We start from the raw sequence: 20,955 nt of genomic DNA on the forward strand, positions 1-20,955 counted from the left end.
TCATTGTTTTTTTTCATAGCTACTTTCTAAATTATCATTTTTTTGAGCTTGTTTTTGTTGAATCGTGCTATCTATGACTGGCACTAATACCGGTAAAATATTGCTATTGACCACGATTTTATAGCCCTCAGCAGTCGGATGAATGGCGTCAGCTTGGTTTAGCTTACGATCCGCAGCAACGCCTTCCAAAAAAAACGGAATCAGCGCCGAGCCGGTATCATTGGCGATTTTTGGATACATTTTGGAAAACGCGTTAACGTAATCACTGCCCAAATTGTCATAAATTTGCATGCCGCCCAAAACAATAACGCTGCCGTCATTTTGCAATCTCGCAATTGCCGTTCGGATGTTTTTATCCACAATCGCAACGTCAATTCCGCGAATGGCATCGTTAGCGCCAATGGTTAAAATGGTGATGTCCGGATGAGTTTGCGCGACCCAATCAAGGCGATTTATCATGCCCGTGCTGGTTTCACCGCTTAGCCCTGAATTGATAACTTGGATATTTTTATAGCCTTTTTGATGCAATGCGCGTTGCAATTGCGCCGGATAATTGGCATCGCTTGCCACCCCAAGACCTTCGGTGAGCGAGTCGCCAAGCGCTAAAATGGTTATTGGCGTTAATTTAACATCGTTTGGCGATGCAGCTTGATTTTGTAAATTGGTTTTGGTCGTGGTGCTTTGTGAATCAGCTGACGGTTGGTTATTGTCTGTAGATGATTTTGGCTGGCAAGCGCTAAGCGCCACCCCAAGAGCAGCAATCAGCGTTACCGTAAGCAGCTGCGTATTGCCATTTTTTAAGCGCATACTTGCATCCTAACCATGTCAAATTAAAAAGGCTCAAGGTTAGTTTAGCAAATAAAAAAGCGCTTGGTTCATTCAAGCGTAACGCATTGTGAACAACCCAACCGCTGATTATTGATTTAAAAAATTAAAGCTTGTTATTTTATCGCTTGACCATCGACCATGACAGGGCGACAAACGAGCCAAGCTAACCAAATATTAATTGCCATAAATGCCAGCATCACCAAAATCGGCGTGTTCCAATTGCCCGTAAGCTCATGCAAAAATCCGGTTCCTAAGGGACCAAAAAAAGCGAGCACATAACCGACCCCTTGCGCCATTCCGGACAATTCACTGGCTTGATTGGTGGTATAAGTCCGCATGGAAAACAGCATCATACTTAAGGTAAAAATCGCTGAGCAGCCAAGCCCCATCATTCCTGACCAAATCAGTGACCAACTTGGCGACAAATAGCCAAGCCCCAAAACGCCAATAAAGTTCAGCACCGTTGCCAAAATGGCTAACGCGCGAATTGGTCGACCGCGATTGATCAGCCAGGTTAAGGTAATGATGGATACTGGCGCCATAAATTGGAACATCGACCCCATTTGACCGGCGGTTTTGGCATCCAAGCCGCGACTGATCCAAATCAAGGGCAAAAAGCTTGCCACGGTATAAAAAAGTAAGGATTGGATTCCCATAAAAATGGCGATTTGCCAAGCAAACGCTGATCGCCAAACCGAAACTTGCGGCGCAATTTCCAAGCTGCCCGTTTGGCTGCTGTCTAATGCGCCCAGTTTTAGGCGCATAATGCTCCAAACGATCAGCGCAAAAATGCCCAAAACACCCCAACCGCCAATCGCCCATTGCCAGCCCACATGCTCAGATAACGGCAGCACCACCCCTGAAACCAGCCCTGCCGTTACCGTCATCGTTAAGCTAAATATTCCCGTCACCAGCGGAATATGATTGGGCGTTCGCTGCTTAATCACCGGAGCTGCAAGCGTGTTTGCGAAACCAACGGCAAGCGTTAACAAGAGCGTTCCGGTTAAAAATCCGCCCCAAGTTGGCACAATAGCGCGAATAAAAATCCCAAGAGTCAACAGCGCAATCATCACGATCAGCGTGTTTTCAATGCCAAAGCGCTTGCCAATGGCAGGGGATATCAGTGCTCCGACCGCAAAGGTTAGCATGGGAACGGCGCCAAGCCAGCCAATTTGAATTTCACTGATGTTCAGCGCCTCTTGAATCACAGGCGCCATTGAGCCAAGCAGCACGATTTGCGATCGCATGTTGGTGCCAAGCAGCACCATCGCGCAAATCACTAACCAAAAAACAAACTTGCCTGAGGGTAACTTTGATTTTTGCTCATCTACAGGCTTAGATGACAAATCAGCAGAGGTGGTCATGGCAGCACAACTATCAAAATGAAAAAAGAATAAGGCAGTCACCAGCAGCGTTTAACTGCCGATAAAAACAACCTAAAAAAAGGCTCATAAATCGGCGGTCGATTCATGATTGAAAAAACAGAAAATCGCTCGTCGTGCTGCAATTCATGAGAAATCAATGGCAGCACAAACTTTAGAATAATAAGAACAGTTGGTGAGGGCAAGTCAAGAATTCAATCTTGACTTAAAAACCTTGCCTCAACAACGATGCAGCGTAACGCCAAGCCTGTAAGTTTAAACTAAGCCTTGGCGACAATATAAAGCAGTTATAAAAGCCGTTATCGACCTATAGTATCAGCGAATGGTAACAATTGCCCGAACAATCAGCGACATTCAGGCACTTGGAGGTAAAATTGAGATAATGATTAAATTAATTGGCAGGTTTTCCAAGTTCAGCGGCTTTTAGTGCCGTTTTTTGCTGATCCTCGATCAATGACTCACATTTATTTGGATCATTGCCGCAAAACTGGCAGTGGGTGTCGCCCATCAATGCCGCCACGCCGCCGCAAGAGCCTTTAAGCGGCTGTTTTTTTACCATATAGCCGATGCCCATAAAGATAAAAAAAAGCAAAAACACGCCAAACGTGATGGCAAGGATAATAAGAAGTTGGCTGAGCATAAGGTAACCTCGCGGTTATTTAATCATAGTGAGTAGTATAGCAAAATTTGGCTGGCGCGTCTTAATTAGCTTACAAGGCTTTGATTTTGCTATATTTAAAATAGTTACTATTATTAAAGACGCTCAACTGGTATAAATTTTTTTTGCTTGCTGTTCATTTCATTCACAGAGGCGGCAAAAAATTCATCCCAGCATCGCGGTATTGCTTTTAAGACAGCTAAAATTAGAGATTCTTATCCGCTCGCAATTGTTTCATCGCCGCCGTTTCGACCACTTGCCAGTCGCTAATATCATCCTCACCCGATTTTGACGCATCATGGATGACAAATAGCGCAGCAATATTTTGTTGGTTGGCAGTGTTTAGTGCGGTCTGATAAGGCATCGCGGTAAGCGCCGTTGCCCAAGCGTCTGCAAGCGCGGTGGAGGCTGCGGCAACCGTCACTGAGGGCGCGCCACCGGCAATGGGCGAGCCGGTTGTTGGGTCAATGGTATGGCTAAAACGCTGATTGTTAAACATCACTGAATTTCGGTAATTGCCAGACGTTGCCAAATGCAATTGATTATTTTGCGAGGTTGGCTGCCGGATTGAGGCAATGGTTTGCCGTTTGCTGACCGTACTGCCGACAATGGGCGCGTCAATGGCGATTTGCCACGGCTTTAATTGTTGATTGACGCCGGACGTTGCCACCTCGCCGCCGATTTCGACCATATAGTTATGGATGTTGTGGCTGTCTTTGAGCACTTCTGCAATGACATCAACGCCGTAACCTTTTGCCACCGCTGAAAAATCAAGGCTCACGCCATCTTTGGTTTTATAAAGCTGATTGTTTTTTTGAATAACGGCATCAAAGTCAACCAAGGCTTTGGCTTTGGCGATTTCCTCGCTTGATGGCGGACTTTGCAAGCGCTCAACGGTCATGGTTTTACCAAAGCCCCAAGTTTCAACTAATGGCATCACCGTTGGGTCAAATGCGCCGCCCGACTGCTGATACACTTGCCTTGAGACGCTTAGCACATGGCTAAAATCAGGGTCAATGGTAATGGGGGTATTTTTACCTAAGCGGTTAAATTTTGAAATGGTTGCCGTATCAATATAGGTGGACATGCTGGTGTTAATTTGCGCCAAGCGATCATCAACCTCCTTTTGGATAGCAGATTCACTTGCGCCGTCCGGCAACTGATAGCTGATATGGTAGCTGGTTCCCATGGTTTCCCCCGTTAAATAGTGATATTCAGGGGACTTTTGGCAAGCGCTGAGTAGGGTAGTGGTAGCAAGGGTAAAACTTACTGCTGCAATCTTTATTGAAAAGTTTTTCATAACAATGACCTAAGTCAAAAAAAAATAAAAAAAAGAGCGCCAATACTGACGTTGACGCTCCGTTGTTGTTCATCCTATTTTTAAAAGGCGTTAATCTTTCTAAAAACTAGCCGCCAAAGTCATCAAGCAAGATGTTTTCATCTTCAACGCCCAAACCATGAAGCATCTCAATCACCGCTGCGTTCATGACCGGAGGCCCACACATGTAGTACTCACAGTCCTCAGGGTTTGGATGGTCTTTGAGATACTCTTCAAATAATACGTTGTGAATAAAGCCCGTGTAGCCTTCCCAATTGTCCTCAGGAAGTGGGTCGGACAGCGCCACGTGCCATTCAAAGTTATCAAACTCTTTTTCAAGCTCGTCGTAATCCTCCACGTAAAACATCTCGCGGATGGAGCGCGCGCCATACCAAAAGCTGATTTTGCGTTTGGAGTTGATGCGCTTTAACTGGTCAAAAATGTGCGATCGCATCGGAGCCATGCCCGCGCCACCGCCAATAAAGATCATTTCAGCGTCGGTATCTTTGGCAAAAAATTCGCCATAAGGTCCTGAAACGGTGACTTTATCGCCCGGCTTTAAGCTGAATACCCAAGACGACATTTTACCTGGTGGGATGCCGTCACCGCCGCGGGGTGGGGGACTGGCAATACGAATGTTAAACTTAATGATGCCTTTTTCTTCAGGGTAGTTTGCCATTGAATAGGCGCGAACCACCGGCTCATCGACTTTGGAGACGTATTTGAAAACGCCAAATTTGTCCCAATCTTCGCGGTATTCTTCCGCAATATCAAAGTCTTTATAATGAACCTCGTGCGGCGGCGCTTCTAACTGAACGTAACCGCCGGCGCGAAAATTCACCGCTTCGCCTTCAGGAATTTTTAGCACAAGCTCTTTAATAAAGGTCGCCACGTTGTCGTTTGAGATGACCTCGCATTCCCACTTTTGAACGTCAAAAAACTCAGGGTCAATCTCGATTTTCATATCTTGCTTGACGGCTACCTGACACGCCAAGCGCATATGATCGCGGATTTCCCCTTGGGTAAAATGACCTTCTTCGGTCGGCAAAATCGAGCCGCCACCTTCAATCACGCGGCAGCGACACTGAGCGCAAGTCCCGCCCCCACCGCAAGCCGATGACAAAAAGATGCCTTCGCTTGCCAAGGTTTGTAAAAGCTTACCGCCAGCTGCGGTCACCACGTCATTGTCGGGATTATCATTGATATGGATGGTCACGTCACCTGAGCTGACCAACCGTCCTCGCGCCACCAAAATAATGGCAACAAAGCTCATGATGATCACCGTGAACATGGCAACGCCACCAATCGCCGTAGCATAATCCATGAATGTATCCTTAATTTATAAATAAATGAAAGCTGCTTAAATGGACATGCCGCCAAACGACATAAAGCCAAGTGACATCAGTCCTACGGTGATAAAGGTAATCCCAAGACCACGAAGGGGTGCTGGGATATCAGAGTATTTGAGTTTTTCTCGAATACCAGCAAGCGCGGTAATCGCAATTGCCCAACCAAGTCCTGCGCCAACCCCGTAAACCACCGATTCACCAAATTGATAATCGCGCTCAACCATGAACAATACCCCGCCCATAATGGCGCAGTTGACTGTAATCAGCGGCAAAAAGATGCCAAGCGCGTTATATAAACTTGGTACAAACTTATCAAGGAACATCTCCAAGATTTGCACGACCGCCGCAATCAAGCCGATGTAGCTGAGCAGCCCCAAAAAGCTTAAATCAATATCAGGGAATCCTGCCCAAGCAAGCGCCCCGTCTTTTAAGATAAATTGATACAACAAATTGTTTAACGGTACGGTGATGCTCATCACCACCACCACCGCGATTCCAAGACCAATGGCGGTCGATACTTTTTTGGAAACTGCTAAAAAGGTACACATCCCCAAAAAGTAAGCCAGCGCCATGTTTTCAATGAAAACGGTGGTAATAAATAAACTGACGTAATGTCCCATTAGTGACCGCCCCCTTGAACCATGCCTTTTGATTGCGGCTTGATGACAAACTCTGCCGCTTCAACTTGTTCAGGCTTCCAAATTCGGATAATAACGACAAACAGCGCAATGATAAAAAACGCTGAGGGTGGCAACAATAACAGCCCGTTTGGCAAATACCAGCCGCCATCTGTTGTGGTTGGCAATAGGGTAATCCCAAACCAACTTCCAGCACCTAAAATCTCACGGATAGTGGCAACAAACAGCAGCACCGCCGAGTAGCCCATACCATTACCAATGCCATCTAAAAAGCTTGGGATTGGCGGATTGCTCATCGCAAACGCTTCGGCGCGACCCATCACGATACAGTTGGTGATAATCAAACCTACAAATACCGATAAGCCTTTACTCACGTCATAAGCGACCGCTTTTAGGATTTGGTCAACGACGATAACGAGGGAGGCAATAATCGTCATCTGAACGATAATTCGGATGCTCGATGGGATATTTTTGCGGATAATGGAGATAAAAAAGCTTGAAAATGCGGTGACTAGCGTTAACGCCACACACATCACCAAAGCGTTTGCCACACTGGTGGTGACCGCAAGCGCCGAACAAATCCCAAGGATTTGCAGCGCAATCGGGTTATTGTCAAAAATGGGCGTGACTAAAATGCCCTTGGTATCAGCCATGAGTTGCCTCCTTGCTTTGAGCGGAAAGCTTATTGCTGGGTTGAGTTGCAGCTTGATTTTGGCTATTAGGGTTTTGACCGCTTTGCTTACGCAAATAGTCCAAATACGGTTTATAACCTTGGTCGCCAAGCCAAAACTGAATCATGTTACTGACCCCGCGGCTCGTTAAGGTGGCACCGCTGATGCCATCGACCCAGTTGTCTTTCTGGTTGCCCGCTTTGGTGACGCCGGTTGCGACATTGCCATTGTCATCGTAAGAATGAATGCCGTGCCACATCGCGCGCCATTTTGGCTCTTCAATCAGGGCGCCAAGACCAGGGGTTTCTTTATGGTCGTAAAAGCTGATGCCTTTGATGGTGTTTAAATCACTCTCCAAAGTCAAAAAGCCATAAATCGTTCCCCAAAGCCCGTAGCCTTGAATGGGAAGCACGACCAGTTCAGGATTTCCCGACGCGTCATTTTTTACATAAACTTTCGCGTATTTGGGCTTGCGACCGATGCTGGCAGGGTCATTGGCGCCCAAATCTTCGCTTAATGCTTGGTTTTTGGTGGCTTGACTTGCGTCATAAGCGTTACGGTCAGGGATGCCGACTTTTTTAAGCTCATCATCGGTCAAATAGTTGCCGGCGTTTAAATCGACAATTTCGACCTTAAAGTCTTCAAAGCGTTTTGCGACATCGGCGTTGGTGTCTTTTTCAGGGTCAAACATGCCTGCCGCCACCAAGATATTTTTGTTGCGGTCAAGGCGCGCGTTTTCGACTTGGGCAGGTTTTAGCCCCACCGCCGCCGCTGACACCAATATTGAGCACACCAAGCACAGCACGAGCGCCACGCTGATGGTTTTCATATTGTTACTTTTGGGCTTGGACATAGCGCATCCTCCGTGCCGTTTGGCGTTTGATGTTGGCTTGGGTGACAAAATAGTCGAACAGCGGCGCGAACAAGTTAGCAAATAAAATCGCCAGCATGATGCCCTCAGGGAAGGCGGGGTTGACCACGCGGATGAGCACGGTCATAAAGCCAATCAAAATCCCGTAAGCCCAGCGACCTTTGTTGGTATGCGCCGCCGACACCGGATCGGTTGCCATAAATACCGCACCAAAGGCAAAGCCGCCCAAGACCAAATGCCAGTAAAATGGCATGTTCATCATTAGGTTTTCTTCAGAGCCAACAAGATTAAAAATCATCGAGGTGGCAATTAAGCCGACCACGCAACCTGCCATAATTCGCCATGACGCAATCCGCGTCCAAAGCAAAAATACCGCGCCAATTAAAATCGCAAGGGTGGATACCTCGCCAATACTGCCTTGGATATTTCCCAAAAACGCATCCGACCAGGTGATGGCATGACCATAAGCATCAGTGAATTTATCCGGCGTAACCCCAAGCGCGGCAAGTCCCAAAGGCGTGGCGCCTGAGAAGCCATCAACCGCTGTCCAAACGGTATCGCCTGACATATAAGCCGGATAGGCAAAATATAAAAATGCGCGACCCGATAGGGCAGGGTTAAGAAAGTTTTTGCCCGTGCCGCCAAAGACTTCTTTAGCAACAACTACGCCAAAGGTAATGCCAAGCGCCACTTGCCAAAGCGGAATATCGGGCGGCAAACATAACGCAAACAGCACCGAGGTGACAAAAAAGCCTTCGTTGACTTCATGACCGCGAACCACCGCAAAGATGATTTCGCATAAAATGCCTACCAAAAAAGTCACCGCATAAATCGGCAAAAACTGCATTGCGCCATAAACAAAGCACGCCCAGACACTGTCCGGATTGTAGCCGACCATAGAGGTGATCACCGTTCGCCAACCGTCCGGCTGAAGTCCCAATTGGGCAATGGCAGTTAAAGCTTGATGACCGATGTTGTACATTCCCCAAAACATTGCCGGAAACGTACAAAGCCAAACGGTAATCATAATCCGTTTTAAATCAATACCATCGCGAACGTGCGATGCTGAAAACGTGGTAGAGCTTGGTTGACGCAAAAACGTATCAAACATCTCATAGAGGGCATAATATTTTTCGTACTTGCCGCCTTTGTTGAACGATGGCGCCATACGATCGAACTTATTGTGTAAAAATTTCATCGTCATCAGCCCTCAAGCTCAATTCGCGTTAAATTGTCGCGCAAAATGTCGCCAAACTCGTATTTTCCGGGGGACACAAAAGTGCAAAGCGCCAAATCTTCTTCATCAAGCTCAAGCGCGCCCAAATCCACCGCCGTAATAATGTCCTCAACGATGAGCGCCCGCAACAGCTGAGTCGGCAAATAATCTTGCGGCATCACTTCCTCAAACGTGCCAATCGGCACCATCGCTCGTGGTGAGCCATTGGTTGAGGTGGTGAAATTGTATTTTTTGCGGCTAAAAAATTGCGACACATAAATGGGCAGTTTGGAAAAGCGGTTGCTTCCGGCGCTTAAAAAATGCAGCGAAGGGCGCTCGTAGCCTTCAGTCAGAGCGCTGATTTGGTCATGAAAACGCCCTAAATATTCGGTATTTCTTGCAACTTTGCGACCTGACAGCACCGATCCTGAAATTAATCGGTTGTCACCAGCAATCAGCTCATTTTTGGCAAGATCAAGAATATTTGCGCCGCGCTCAGTGGCAATCAATCGCGGATTTTTCACCGAAGGTCCTGCAAGGCTGACTAAGCGTTTGGTATAAAGCCGTCCGGTGGTGAATAATTTACCAATGGCAATCACGTCTTGATAGCCAATCGTCCAAACGCTCACGCCGCGAGCAATTGGATGTAAAAAGTGAATGTGCGTGCCAGCAAGTCCTGCCGGATGTTTTCCGGCAAAACTGTGGTATTCAGTGACGTTATTGGGCGCCGTTTTGGTAAGTTTTGGCAAATTGGCATTGCCATGATGACAAACGAAGGTCTTTGGGCTGAGCGTTGAGAGCACGGCTAAGCCATCGTTAAAGGCGTCTATTTGCTCATTGATGAGCAGCATGGGATCAAAGGCAAGTGGATTGGTATCCATTGCATTCACAAAAATGGCGTGCGGGCGCTCGCCAATATCGGGCGTTCGGCTAAACGGTCGCGTTCGAAACGCTGTCCATTCGCCTGAGGTAACAAGCTGCGTGGCAACCGTTTGTGAGTCAAGGTCAGCTAGCGCTTGGGAGTCAAATTGAGTAAAGATGATCTCTTCCCCTTGAGGGTCAACGGCAATCACTAGACTTTCAAACACTCGGCGCTCGCCGCGGTTGATGGCGACAACTTTTCCGGCAGCAGGGGCGGTATAAATGACCCCGACCCGTTTTTTATCTTCAAAAACAGGTTGACCTTTTGCCACCATATCGCCTTCTTTGACGTTCATTGTGGGTTTCATTCCCACAAAATCATAGCCAATAAGGGCGACTTGAGCAGGTCTGTGCTCGGATATCTCGCGGGAAGGCTCGCCTAAAATCGGCAAGTCCAAACCTTTTTTGATGGTAATCATAAGCGAAAACTTAGTCCATAGTCTAAAACGATACCAGACGTCTTTGAATGGTATGACCTCAGTAATAGACAAAAGCGGCGCCCAAACGCCTAAATTTTAGGCATCATTAGGGCAGTTTTGCGCTTAAAAATTACTGCAAATAAGCCTATTAACGCTGACCTTAGACTCCTTAACAACACGTTAATGTCTTAATCCATAACCAAAAGGCGACCGGCTACCAAAGTCATGAGGGTGATAGCAATATTATTAATACTGCTTTTTGCCGTGATAAGCTCAAGCTAACCTTCGACAAAATAGCAACCACCGTCATATTTTTATAACTTTAAATTTGCCCCATACCCTAAAAACCCTTTATTCTGCGGTTTGCCTCACAAAAATGCTGCAAATTGTCACAATAAAAGCTATCTTAGGATAAGTAAAAACAAATTTACTTAGGATTATACGCTAAACTTACCTAAAATTACCAGTTTGCCAGCGCTTTGATTGCGATTTTTTGCAACTAAAATTCGCAATTTTTATTGCCTTCCTAATTTTTGGCAATAGCAAAGCGCTTGAAACTATTGGCAAAATTTTTTAAGTTTTATAAAAGAATATTATGTTTGGATTGATAAAATAAGGATCAGGGTATGATTAAAGCGCCAGTGATTATTCCGGCTATTGATTTAAAAGATGGCAAATGCGTTCGCTTAAAACAAGGTCGGATGGAAGACGATACGGTCTTTTCGGACAATCCGGTCGCGATGGCAGCGCGATGGGTCAAAGAAGGCGCTCGCCGTCTACATTTGGTGGATTTAAACGGCGCCTTTGATGGCGTTCCGGTTCACAAGCGCGTGGTTCAAGACATTGCCAAAGCCTATCCAAAGTTGCCGATTCAGCTTGGCGGCGGCGTTCGCAACATGACCACCATTGAGCAGTATATTGATGCTGGACTTACTTACATCATCATCGGCACTAAAGCTGTGGAAGATCCTGATTTTGTGGCTGAAGCTTGCCGCGAGTTTGCCGGTCACATCATCGTAGGCATTGATGCCAAAGACGGCTTGGTGGCAACCCACGGCTGGGCAAATGTGACCGACACCCGCGCCACCGAGCTTGCCAAGCGCTTTGCCGATGTGGGCGTGTCCTCTATCGTTTATACCGACATCGCCCGCGATGGTATGATGCAAGGCGTTAACGTTGAGCAAACGGTCAATTTGGCTCGTGAAGGCGGCTTGCCAGTGATTGCCTCAGGCGGCGTCACTGACATGCAAGATATCAAATTGCTCAAGCCTTTTGGTGCTGAGCTTGAAGGCATCATCACCGGTCGTGCTATTTATGAAGGGACGCTTGATTTGGGCGAGGCGCAAAGTTATTTAGATCGAGCTTAGCATCAGTGACCAAGTGCGCGGCTAACAATACTAAACTAACAACAAAAGCGCTAAGTCTAGCTTGGCTTTTTTTGCTGACTTTCAGTTTGGTCATGACGGTTTATTCGCCGGCTGTCCTTGCTGAAGGTGACGTTATTTCCGATACCGCAGCCGCGCTTGGCATCCCCAGCACCTCTCAAGATGCCAAGCCTGACAGTGAAACCAAAGCCGTTCCTGTCATTAATGGCGAGACCACCAACAACGAAAAAATTGAATCTCACCCCAACCCACAAAAAGATCGTGACATTCATGACCGAATCAGCGGCATTTTTTCGGAAATTGATGGCTTGCAATCGGTCACTATTAGGGTCAATCAAGGCGTCGTCCGCCTAGGTGGTGAGACGCCCAATGAAAAAAAAGCCCAACAAGCCATCAACATCACCAACCGCTTAACCGATGTCGTCACCGTTGAAGATCGCATCAGCCGAACCCTTGATGTTCAAGATAACGTCTCAAGCGTATTTAACGGATTAAAGCATCAAGCTCAAACGCTCGTTAAAGCGCTGCCCTTATTAATCGTGGGCATTATCATTTTTATTTTGGTGGCAAGCTTTGGCAGTTGGTTGTCGGGTAGGCAAGCACTTTGGCAGCGTATCGCCCCAAATCCGTTTGTCGCTGAGCTGCTCTCGCAAACGGTCAAAATCATTTTTGTTATTTTTGGCTTAATTTTAGGGTTAAGCTTGATTGGCGCTGAGACCATTTTAGGGACGCTATTAGGCGGCGCAGGCGTGATTGGCATTGCCGTTGGTTTTGCCATCAAAGACACGATTGAAAACTACATTGCCTCAATGATGCTGAGCATCCGCCAACCGTTTCGGGCTTGCGATCATATCAAAATTAACGGTCAAGAAGGCATTGTGGTTCGCTTGACGCCGCGAGCCACCATTTTGATGACCCTTGATGGCAACCAATTGCGAATTCCAAATGCTGAAGTGTTTAAAGGCACCATTTTAAATTACACCAAAAATCCTGAGCGCCGATTTAGCTTTCAGCTTGGCATCAACAGCAACGACGATCCGCTTGCCGCAATGAAAGTGGGTCTTGAGGCGATAAGATCGCTTGATTTTGTTCTCGAAAAGCCCAAAGCCGTTGCCATTATCGTTGAGGTCGGCGAGGCAAGCACGGTTCTTGAGTTTTTGGTTTGGGTCGATCAATCGACGACCGATTTTACCAAAGCGCGCAGCATTGCCATTCGCGAAGCCAAGCACGCGATTGAAAATGAAGGTTTTAATTTGCCAGAGCCTGTTTACCGATTGCGCTTTAATAAAAACCTTGAAAAATCGCTTGAGCAATTGCCAAAATGGGGGTCGCAAAATAACACGGTAAGTTTGCCAGAGATTGATAGCGAAACCCTCGATGATCAAGCAAAGCAGCAAGCCCGCGCCCGATCAAAGCACGTCTTAAGTCGACAAAATAATGATGACGTTCTTGATGCTCGTAATGACAATAAACTGCTTGATAAAGTCAAACAAGAAATCGCCAATACCAACCAAGAAACGGATTTGTTAAATAAAGACAGCCCGCAAGAGTGAGGTTAAATGGTTGATGGCGTAATTTTGGTAAGTGAGTCATTAACAACAAGTCGGCACGAATCCTGCAGCAGTGTTGGCAAGACCCCTTACTGTTGCCCAAGGATATAAAAATGCAAATCAAGCATGTGATTATCGCAAGCCTAGTTGCCATTGTGATGCTGGCAGGATTTAATATCATTAGCAATCAGCGCCATGACAGTCAGCGCTCAGCCATGCTCAATCAAAATGATCAAACCGCTGAGCCATTGACCACGCCAAACTCAACGCCATTAGGTAAGCAGCCAAAAGCCATCCTTGATGACGCCAACAGCAAGATTGATGCCGCGCAAAAACAAAGCAATCAGCAATTAGCCGCTGCCGACCAACAATAAGCTTTAAAAAATGGTAATGCCAAAAAAAAGCCCACGATATTGTGAGCTTTTTTATTTTAATAATGGATTAAAAGCAATTAGCTTTTTTTACCTTTGGTTTTATGGTTTTTATCCCCGTTATCAAAGCTACGTTTGCGCTTTTTTTTGGACTGATTCATTTGACTTGATTGCAGTTTAGCGACCAATTCAAAATCAATTTGCAATAAGTCCATATTCACGCCAGCAACTTTTACTCGAACCAAATCACCAAGACCAAAGATTTTGCCGTGGTCTTGACCAATTAATTGCTGCTGCTTTTCATCAAAGACAAAATAATCATCACCAACGTTTGAAATATGCACCAAACCATCGATAAATAAGCTCGTTAAAGTGATAAACAAGCCAAAGTTGGTCACGGTGGTGACAACGCCATCAAACTCTTCACCGATATGGTCTTTCATATAATGGCATTTGAGCCACGATTCAACAAAGCGGGAAGCTTTTTCAGCACGGCGCTCAGTATCGGACGTTTGCGTTCCGGCTTCTGCCAAATTAAAGTCCATCACCGGTTGCTTGCTACCCGTGACTTTGGCTTTGATCGCCCGATGCAGCATCAAATCCGGATAGCGGCGGATCGGCGAGGTAAAGTGGCTGTACTCATCATAAGCCAAACCAAAATGACCGATGTTGTCGGGCGCATAATTTGCCTGCATCATTGATCGCAGCAGCATACTGTGAATGCTCACGGCATCAGGACGGTCTTTGGTCGCCTCGATAATGCGCTGATAATCTGCCTGCGTTGGGCTTTCTTGCGGGAAGCTTAAGCCAAAGTTTTTGGCATACTCATGGATTTTAGAGGATTTTTCGGCATCCGGCTTATCATGATTTCGATAAAGCACGGGAAGCTCATTTTTTAAGGCAAAGTTTGCCGCACTGGTATTGGCAAGCAGCATACATTCTTCAATCAGCTTATGAGCATCGCCGCGCGTTCTTGGGACGATATCTTTAATCCCGCCTTCCTCATTAAATTCGATTAACGTTTCGACCGTTTCAAACTCCATCGCATGGCGTTCTTCACGTTTTTTTAGCAGTAATTCATAAAGCTGATGCAAATTATCGACCGATTTTTTAACCGCTTTATTTTCGGTTAAAGATTTGGGAATGCTCTCATCTTTAGGGTCAGCAAAATAAGCATTCACTTGGTTGTAAGTCAGCCGTGCCTGCGAGTGCATGACCGCCGGATAAAACTCGTAGCCGGTGACGTTGCCGGCGCGCGAGACTTTAATGTCGGCAACCATGCATAAGCGATCAACGTCAGGGTTGAGTGAGCAAAGCCCATTTGACAGGACTTCAGGAAGCATCGGAATCACGCGGTGCGGAAAATAAACCGACGTTCCACGCTCAAAAGCGTTATGGTCAAGCGGCGAGTTTGGCGTGACGTAATGGCTAACATCGGCAATGGCAACCAATACGCGATAGTTACCACCGCTGCGTTTTTCGGCAAAAACGGCATCATCAAAGTCGCGAGCATCTTCACCATCAATGGTAATGAGCGGAATGTCGCGCAAATCAACACGACCTGACAGCTCTTTGTTGCTTGGTTCTTGGTAGCTGTTGGCTTGATCAAGTGCCGCTTGGCTAAATTCTGAGGGGATATCGTAGTTTAATAGCGTCGTTTCAATGATCAATTCGCGATCATTGTCATCATTGAGCACTTCCGTGATTTTACCGGTAGCAAATTCATGCTGATTTGGCCAATCGATAATGGCAACTTTAACCGGAAAGCCAATTTTGGCATTCAGCGCTTGAACGTTTTCTTCAGTCACAGTAATTGGCTGATGCGAATTTGGGCTACCAAGCTCAACAAAATAGCCGTCATCGTCACCGGACAGCGTTCCAATAAACTCATTTTGTTGGCGCTCAATCACCTCAACGATACGACCTTCAGTACGACCGCGATTGTCCGTTGCCGTACCAATAGCGTTGACCTTATCGCCATTAAAGACCCAGCGCATTTGCTTTTCATGCAAAAACAAATCGGGCATGTCATCAAGAATAACAAACCCAAAGCCTTTGGCATGCGCTGATACGACTCCGGTTACCACATCGTGCTTGGTAACCACGCGATAGCGATAAGGTCGACCTTCGCGATTGACTTGACCGTCGCGCGTCATGGCTTTTAAGCGGTTGCCTAGCGCGTCAAATTGATCCGGATCGCTGATACCAAAAATCGCCGCAAGCTTTGGATGCGTGATGTCACTATGCTCGGCAAGCGTCGTCAAGATCAGCTCGCGGCTTGGGATCGGATTGTCATATTTTTGCGCTTCAGCTCGAGCGTTTGGATCATTCCAAGTCATAAATTACCATGTCTTCATTAATTATTGAGTCGTGTCATTTTAACACGATCCTGTCAGTATTACTTAATGCTTATCCTGATAAACACTAAGGATTTTGTCTGGTCATTTTAAGCGATCAAATTTGAATTGAGTTGCTCTCATCAGTGATTCTTGAAGTCTCAAGCTCTTTTGAAACCTCAAGCACCGTCGTTTGGTTGGCTTTATCAAGATACTTTTGTGCTTTATCGACTTCCGTGGTTAAGCTATCGACCGTTTGTTTCATATTATCAAGGGCTTCGATTTTATATTTACTAATCATATCCATCGTTTCATAGATATTGTTAAAGGCATTTTGCAGCTTATCAAGCTCAATGGTGCTGCTGGTGGCTTGCTGATTGATTTCAAGCGATTGGCGTTTAAGCATGGCTGACGTTGATTCAATCACGCTGCTCGTTGTTTTATTGAGCGCCGTGATTTGATCAAGCACCAATTTTTGATTGGTCATGGCCTGCGCGACAACCACTGCCGTTCTTAATGCTGAAATGGTCGTCGTGGTTGCTCGATCAACACCTTTTATCAACTCTAAGTTATTTTTGCGGATAGTATCTAGCGCCAAATAACCTTGAACATTCACTGCCAATTGCGTTAAAAAGTCGGTATTTTTTTGGCGAACATAAAACAGCATTTCTTCTTTAATAATTCGTGCTTTTTCAGGATCGGTAGCTTCTAAATCAGCAACTTTGCGCTCAAGTTCTTCATCAATTTTTTTACCGACATAAATATATTGCCGGATCGACTGCATCAGCTCCCACATATTGACTTTTTCTTGCTCAATCATGGCGTTGTCTTTAATCAGCTCATCTTTGCCATTATAAAGACTGGTCACCACCGCATTAATATGCGACTGCGCCGATTCATATTGGCGAAAATAATCTTGAACTTTATTGCCAAAAGGAATAATGCCAAACAGCTTTCGCGAGTGGGTAAGCGTTTTTTTACTGGGGTCTAAGTCCTCAACGATACCGCGAAGCTCGGTCAGAGATTTGGCAATGGGGGAGTTTTCGAACAAGCCATCATCGATACTTTTAGCGGGCAATTGCAACATTCGGTTCGACACTTGCGCCGATTCGCGGATTTCTTTATTGCCTAAATTGTGAATGGATTGCACATTTTGCTGAAAATCAGGGCTATGAACCGGATTGGTAATCACATGATTGACAAACGCGGCGACTTTGGCATCAAGCTCAGGAATTTTATTTTTATCCAAACTTACCATTTGATCCGCTTCGCTCGTTGCCACTTGCGTTACCGGCTCAGGCGGGGTTAGGGCAATAACTGAAGATTTTGCAGTATCCGGAGGGGTCAATTCTTGCGCCATAAGGTTATCCTTTAATTTTTAATCGCTTTTTATTTAAAACGCTTTTTATTCAAAACCAGACGTTAAATTATTGTTAATTATTATGGTTAGGCTTAATTATTGCGGCGGCTAGCTTGATATTCAAGAGGTAAGCTTAATAAGCCATTTTAAAAAGAGTAGCTGAGCCAAGTCCTGCTTTTAAGCGCTAAATTGTAACCTGACTCAGGAGTTAGGTAACGGCAGCGGTTTTTCACAACTAAAAAACGCAAAAAAGCCATCAATTACCAAGAGCAATTGATGGCTTGCAAGCAATACAATAAAGACAAGTCAGTTTTAAGTCAAAATTAGCGCTTATTTCTTCTTGGTAGGACCAAGCAGCATTCCCATTTGTCGACCTTCCATTTTTGGTGGTTGCTCAACGTTTGAGATGTCAGCGGTATCTTCAATGATGCGCTCAAGCTGTTTGCGACCGATTTCTTGGTGCGCCATTTCACGACCACGAAAGCGAATACTGATTTTGACTTTATCTTGGTCTTCTAAAAAGCTGACAATCTTTTTAAGTTTAACCTGATAGTCCGCTTCTTCAGTTCCAGGACGCAATTTCATCTCTTTGAGCTGAGTCTGCTTTTGGTTTTTCTTCGCCTCTTTTGCCTTTTGTTTTTGGTCATAAAGATAGCGTTTGTAATCCATGATTTTACAAACAGGCGGCTTTGCGTCAGGAACCAATTCGACCAAGTCTAAGTTTTCATCACGCGCCGCCTTCATCGCGGTGGCAATATCAACCACGCCCAATTGTTCGCCGTCTTCTTTGACCAAGCGGACTTCTTTAGCGCTAATATCTTCGTTGATGTTCAAACGGTTTGACTGTTTAATGGGTCTTACTCCTCATCTGTTTTTTGATTTAGTCGACCTTTTTGGGCAATGCCTTCATGCGCCAAAGCAATAAAATCATCAACGCTCATGACGCCAAGATTTTTGCCTTCACGGGTACGCACGTTGACGCTGCCAGATTCGACCTCTTTGTCCCCCAATACTAGCATATAAGGGACGCGTTCTAATGTTTTCTCTCGTATCTTAAAGCCAATCTTTTCGTTACGCAAGTCGCTCGTGGCGCGCAGTCCTGCGTTTTTAAGTTGCTCGGTAACTTCAAGACAAGCTTCGCTTTGTTTGTCAGTGATGTTCATGACCGCAACTTGGATTGGGGCAAGCCAAACGGGCATCCAGCCGGCGTAATGCTCAATCAGCATTCCCAAAAAGCGCTCAAACGAGCCTAAAATCGCGCGATGCAGCATGATTGGCGTTTCGCGATCGCCATTTTCATTAACAAATTCAGCATCTAAGCGCTCAGGCATATTGGGGTCAACTTGAATCGTTCCGCACTGCCAAACGCGACCTAAGCAATCTTTTAAGCTAAATTCAATTTTTGGACCGTAAAACGCGCCTTCACCGGGCAAATATTCCCAATCAAGCCCTGAGCTATCAAGCGCGTCAGCGAGCGCTTTCTCAGCAAAATCCCAAGCTTCTTCACTACCCACGCGCTTTTCAGGTCGGGTTGACAGCTTCATTTCGATATCTTTAAAGCCAAAGTCATCATAAACCGCTAAAGTTAATTTAATAAAATTGGCAACTTCTTCTTGGATTTGCGCCTGCGTACAAAAGATATGCGCATCATCTTGAGTAAAGCCGCGAACGCGCATCAAGCCATGAAGCGATCCTGACGGCTCATTGCGGTGGCATGAGCCAAACTCCGCCATTCGTAGCGGTAAATCACGGTAGGATTTTAACCCTTGGTTAAAGACTTGAACGTGACACGGGCAGTTCATTGGTTTTACCGCATAATCACGACTTTCGCTTGCGGTCGTAAACATATTGGTTGCGTAATTGCCCCAGTGACCTGACTTTTCCCAAAGGCTTCTGTCCACGATTTGCGGCGTTTTGATTTCTTGATAGCCGTTATCAATTTGAACTTTGCGCATATATTGCTCAAGCACTTGATAAATCGTCCAGCCGTTTGGATGCCAAAACACCATCCCCGGCGCTTGCTCTTGCATATGAAACAAATTCAGCGCCTTGCCAATTCGGCGATGGTCGCGTTTTTCAGCTTCTTCAATTCGGATAATATAAGCTTTAAGCTGCTTTTTATCTGCCCAAGCCGTACCATAAATCCGTTGAAGCTGCTCGTTTTTTGCATCGCCACGCCAATACGCACCGCTCATTTTGGTTAATTTGAACACCTTTAAAAAGCGCGTGTTTGGAACGTGTGGACCGCGGCACATATCAATATATTCTTGATGATAATAAATGCCAAACGCATCTTCACCCGGCATATCATTGATCAATTGCAGCTTGTAATCTTCACCGCGCTCCTCAAAAATTTTGATTGCCTCAGCGCGCGGCGTCATTTTTTTAATCACATCATAGTTTTGATTGATAAGCTCGACCATTCGCGCCTCAATCTTTTCCATATGCTCAGGTGTAAAGGGCGTTTCGCTATAAATGTCATAATAAAAGCCCTCATCAATCACAGGGCCAATCACCATTTTTACCTCAGGATACAGCTGCTTTACCGCATGACCAAGTAAATGCGCGCACGAATGGCGAATAATATCCACGCCATCATCATCTTTTGCCGTCACAATCTCTACCCGCGCATCCGCTACGATTGGATCACACGCATCGACCAATTGACCATCGACCCGACCTGCGATCGTTGCTTTTGCAAGTCCTGCGCCAATGCTTTCGGCAACCTGCATGACCGTCGTTTGACCTTCAAAGTTTTTCACCGTACCATCGGGTAGAGTAATTGCTACCATAATTTTTCACCTTAATTGCGTCCGCTAGCAGTGATGATTGCAACCATCAACCATTTGACCGTAAGACTGCTAAAACTGTAGATTGCTAAAACAACCTTCTAAAAAAAGCTACTATAGCAAAAGTGAGTAATGAACACTACAAAACAATAGCTTCAAGCCCCTAATTTGGCAGCTTTATATAAGGTCAAAATTTCTTAAATCCAGCTTTTTGCAAAAAAAACGCAAATAATCTCAAAAACCGCTTGACCTTCTTCTAAACCTCTCTATAATACGCCCCCACAAGGACGGAAGTTAGCGGCGGTAGTGATATGGCGGCTAAGTAGTGAGAGGGGATGTTAAGAAGCAGGCGATGGGTAATGACCCGATTAAGCCGAGCGACTTGAAATAAACTTTAAACTCTTAAAAAAAACTTCTTGACTTACTAAATTAAGCGTCTATAATACGCACCTCACAAGGCAACACTGGTGCCAAGTTTGAAAGCTTGAATTGAATAAGCGAATCAAACGGCAATAACAGATTTCCTTGAGAAACAAATTAAAACAAAAGCTTGACAGACGATCACGATGTGATAAGATAGACAGCTTGAGCGATACTGGACGACAGATTGCTAAATTATTTAACAGCGAACTAAAGAACAACTTGTGTGGATTTTTGCTAAGACAAAATGCTAATAACATTATCATTTAGTTTCAGCAAATAACTCAAGTTAATTCATAATTGATAAGCGAAAGTAATTTGCTAGTAATTAAATGAGCCAAAGATTTGAAGTCATCTTCTATGTTTACATAGTAAAGGCTTCAAGATAGATTAAACTGAAGAGTTTGATCATGGCTCAGATTGAACGCTGGCGGCAGGCTTAACACATGCAAGTCGAGCGGTAACAGAGAGAA

Annotated in this window: 17 protein-coding genes and 1 rRNA gene; 4 read left to right on the forward strand and 14 right to left on the reverse strand. The window is 45.5% G+C overall.

Translation table 11 applies throughout. The features are described from left to right. The 10 genes from HF322_RS07525 to HF322_RS07570 all read right to left on the reverse strand — a co-directional run bounded on the left by HF322_RS07525 (nt 1) and on the right by HF322_RS07570 (nt 10,271). Complete coding sequence (locus HF322_RS07525) at nt 1–807, reverse strand: arylesterase (RefSeq protein ID WP_169392781.1); 807 nt, start codon at nt 805–807, stop codon at nt 1–3. A 134-nt stretch (nt 808–941) separates the two neighbouring features. After that, nucleotides 942–2,192, reverse strand: a complete 1,251-nt coding sequence (locus HF322_RS07530; RefSeq protein WP_169392782.1) for a CynX/NimT family MFS transporter — start codon at nt 2,190–2,192, stop codon at nt 942–944. Between the two features lie 409 nt (nt 2,193–2,601). Further along, entirely contained in the window at nt 2,602–2,850 is a 249-nt protein-coding gene (gene nqrM / locus HF322_RS07535; protein ID WP_169392783.1) for a (Na+)-NQR maturation NqrM, read from the reverse strand. A gap of 223 nt (nt 2,851–3,073) precedes the next feature. Further along, nucleotides 3,074–4,168 carry an FAD:protein FMN transferase gene (locus HF322_RS07540; RefSeq protein ID WP_169392784.1) on the reverse strand — a complete coding sequence of 365 codons (1,095 nt, stop codon included), beginning with the start codon at nt 4,166–4,168 and terminating at the stop codon, nt 3,074–3,076. Nucleotides 4,169–4,274: 106 nt separating this feature from the next. Continuing rightward, a complete protein-coding gene (gene nqrF, locus HF322_RS07545; RefSeq protein WP_169392785.1) occupies nt 4,275–5,510 on the reverse strand; it encodes an NADH:ubiquinone reductase (Na(+)-transporting) subunit F in 1,236 nt (411 codons plus the stop codon). Between the two features lie 36 nt (nt 5,511–5,546). After that, entirely contained in the window at nt 5,547–6,155 is a 609-nt protein-coding gene (nqrE, locus tag HF322_RS07550; protein WP_169392786.1) for an NADH:ubiquinone reductase (Na(+)-transporting) subunit E, read from the reverse strand. Continuing rightward, entirely contained in the window at nt 6,155–6,826 is a 672-nt protein-coding gene (locus HF322_RS07555; RefSeq protein WP_169392787.1) for an NADH:ubiquinone reductase (Na(+)-transporting) subunit D, read from the reverse strand. Before HF322_RS07555 ends, nqrE begins: the two co-directional genes overlap by 1 nt. Continuing rightward, the gene (locus HF322_RS07560) at nt 6,819–7,697 is read right to left on the reverse strand and encodes a Na(+)-translocating NADH-quinone reductase subunit C (RefSeq protein ID WP_169392788.1); all 879 of its coding nucleotides are present in this window, start codon (nt 7,695–7,697) and stop codon (nt 6,819–6,821) included. Before HF322_RS07560 ends, HF322_RS07555 begins: the two co-directional genes overlap by 8 nt. Next, the gene (locus tag HF322_RS07565; protein ID WP_169392789.1) at nt 7,678–8,913 is read right to left on the reverse strand and encodes an NADH:ubiquinone reductase (Na(+)-transporting) subunit B; all 1,236 of its coding nucleotides are present in this window, start codon (nt 8,911–8,913) and stop codon (nt 7,678–7,680) included. The genes HF322_RS07560 and HF322_RS07565 overlap by 20 nt, the downstream gene beginning before the upstream one ends. 5 nt (nt 8,914–8,918) lie before the next feature. After that, nucleotides 8,919–10,271 (reverse strand): Na(+)-translocating NADH-quinone reductase subunit A, encoded by a 1,353-nt coding sequence (locus tag HF322_RS07570; protein WP_169392790.1) that lies wholly within the window; start codon nt 10,269–10,271, stop codon nt 8,919–8,921. Nucleotides 10,272–10,897: 626 nt separating this feature from the next. Here HF322_RS07570 and hisA point away from each other — a divergent pair. The 3 genes from hisA to HF322_RS07585 all read left to right on the forward strand — a co-directional run bounded on the left by hisA (nt 10,898) and on the right by HF322_RS07585 (nt 13,580). Continuing rightward, the gene (gene hisA, locus HF322_RS07575; RefSeq protein WP_169392791.1) at nt 10,898–11,638 is read left to right on the forward strand and encodes a 1-(5-phosphoribosyl)-5-[(5-phosphoribosylamino)methylideneamino]imidazole-4-carboxamide isomerase; all 741 of its coding nucleotides are present in this window, start codon (nt 10,898–10,900) and stop codon (nt 11,636–11,638) included. A gap of 92 nt (nt 11,639–11,730) precedes the next feature. Beyond that, nucleotides 11,731–13,209 carry a mechanosensitive ion channel family protein gene (locus tag HF322_RS07580; RefSeq protein ID WP_169392792.1) on the forward strand — a complete coding sequence of 493 codons (1,479 nt, stop codon included), beginning with the start codon at nt 11,731–11,733 and terminating at the stop codon, nt 13,207–13,209. A gap of 110 nt (nt 13,210–13,319) precedes the next feature. Beyond that, the gene (locus tag HF322_RS07585; protein WP_169392793.1) at nt 13,320–13,580 is read left to right on the forward strand and encodes a hypothetical protein; all 261 of its coding nucleotides are present in this window, start codon (nt 13,320–13,322) and stop codon (nt 13,578–13,580) included. A gap of 77 nt (nt 13,581–13,657) precedes the next feature. Here the strand turns inward: HF322_RS07585 and rnr are convergent, their stop codons facing one another. The 4 genes from rnr to thrS form a co-directional block, all read right to left on the reverse strand. Further along, the gene (rnr, locus tag HF322_RS07590) at nt 13,658–15,916 is read right to left on the reverse strand and encodes a ribonuclease R (protein WP_169392794.1); all 2,259 of its coding nucleotides are present in this window, start codon (nt 15,914–15,916) and stop codon (nt 13,658–13,660) included. 115 nt (nt 15,917–16,031) lie between these two features. Then, nucleotides 16,032–17,273: a toxic anion resistance protein gene (locus HF322_RS07595; RefSeq protein ID WP_169392795.1), complete on the reverse strand. Its 1,242-nt coding sequence runs from the start codon at nt 17,271–17,273 to the stop codon at nt 16,032–16,034. A gap of 330 nt (nt 17,274–17,603) precedes the next feature. Continuing rightward, the gene (gene infC / locus HF322_RS07600) at nt 17,604–18,107 is read right to left on the reverse strand and encodes a translation initiation factor IF-3 (protein WP_169392796.1); all 504 of its coding nucleotides are present in this window, start codon (nt 18,105–18,107) and stop codon (nt 17,604–17,606) included. Between the two features lie 23 nt (nt 18,108–18,130). After that, nucleotides 18,131–20,065: a threonine--tRNA ligase gene (gene thrS / locus HF322_RS07605; protein WP_169392797.1), complete on the reverse strand. Its 1,935-nt coding sequence runs from the start codon at nt 20,063–20,065 to the stop codon at nt 18,131–18,133. An 809-nt stretch (nt 20,066–20,874) separates the two neighbouring features. On the opposite strand from thrS, the gene HF322_RS07610 reads away from it, so the two are divergent. Then, a 16S ribosomal RNA gene (locus tag HF322_RS07610) occupies nt 20,875–20,955 on the forward strand; the annotation flags it as partial.

This window comes from Psychrobacter sp. MF31 (assembly GCF_012847335.1).
Classification (GTDB): domain Bacteria; phylum Pseudomonadota; class Gammaproteobacteria; order Pseudomonadales; family Moraxellaceae; genus Psychrobacter.

Excerpts from the sequence above, each read along its gene's own strand:
- thrS (WP_169392797.1), bottom strand. The coding sequence starts at position 20,065 with ATGGTAGCAATTACTCTACCCGATGGTACGGTGAAAAACTTTGAAGGT.
- HF322_RS07555 (WP_169392787.1), bottom strand. The coding sequence starts at position 6,826 with ATGGCTGATACCAAGGGCATTTTAGTCACGCCCATTTTTGACAATAAC.
- nqrM (WP_169392783.1), bottom strand. The coding sequence starts at position 2,850 with ATGCTCAGCCAACTTCTTATTATCCTTGCCATCACGTTTGGCGTGTTT.
- HF322_RS07595 (WP_169392795.1), bottom strand. The coding sequence starts at position 17,273 with ATGGCGCAAGAATTGACCCCTCCGGATACTGCAAAATCTTCAGTTATT.
- hisA (WP_169392791.1), top strand. The coding sequence starts at position 10,898 with ATGATTAAAGCGCCAGTGATTATTCCGGCTATTGATTTAAAAGATGGC.
- HF322_RS07570 (WP_169392790.1), bottom strand. The coding sequence starts at position 10,271 with ATGATTACCATCAAAAAAGGTTTGGACTTGCCGATTTTAGGCGAGCCT.
- HF322_RS07560 (WP_169392788.1), bottom strand. The coding sequence starts at position 7,697 with ATGTCCAAGCCCAAAAGTAACAATATGAAAACCATCAGCGTGGCGCTC.
- rnr (WP_169392794.1), bottom strand. The coding sequence starts at position 15,916 with ATGACTTGGAATGATCCAAACGCTCGAGCTGAAGCGCAAAAATATGAC.
- HF322_RS07525 (WP_169392781.1), bottom strand. The coding sequence starts at position 807 with ATGCGCTTAAAAAATGGCAATACGCAGCTGCTTACGGTAACGCTGATT.
- HF322_RS07580 (WP_169392792.1), top strand. The coding sequence starts at position 11,731 with ATGACGGTTTATTCGCCGGCTGTCCTTGCTGAAGGTGACGTTATTTCC.
- HF322_RS07530 (WP_169392782.1), bottom strand. The coding sequence starts at position 2,192 with ATGACCACCTCTGCTGATTTGTCATCTAAGCCTGTAGATGAGCAAAAA.
- HF322_RS07585 (WP_169392793.1), top strand. The coding sequence starts at position 13,320 with ATGCAAATCAAGCATGTGATTATCGCAAGCCTAGTTGCCATTGTGATG.
- nqrF (WP_169392785.1), bottom strand. The coding sequence starts at position 5,510 with ATGGATTATGCTACGGCGATTGGTGGCGTTGCCATGTTCACGGTGATC.
- HF322_RS07565 (WP_169392789.1), bottom strand. The coding sequence starts at position 8,913 with ATGAAATTTTTACACAATAAGTTCGATCGTATGGCGCCATCGTTCAAC.
- nqrE (WP_169392786.1), bottom strand. The coding sequence starts at position 6,155 with ATGGGACATTACGTCAGTTTATTTATTACCACCGTTTTCATTGAAAAC.
- HF322_RS07540 (WP_169392784.1), bottom strand. The coding sequence starts at position 4,168 with ATGAAAAACTTTTCAATAAAGATTGCAGCAGTAAGTTTTACCCTTGCT.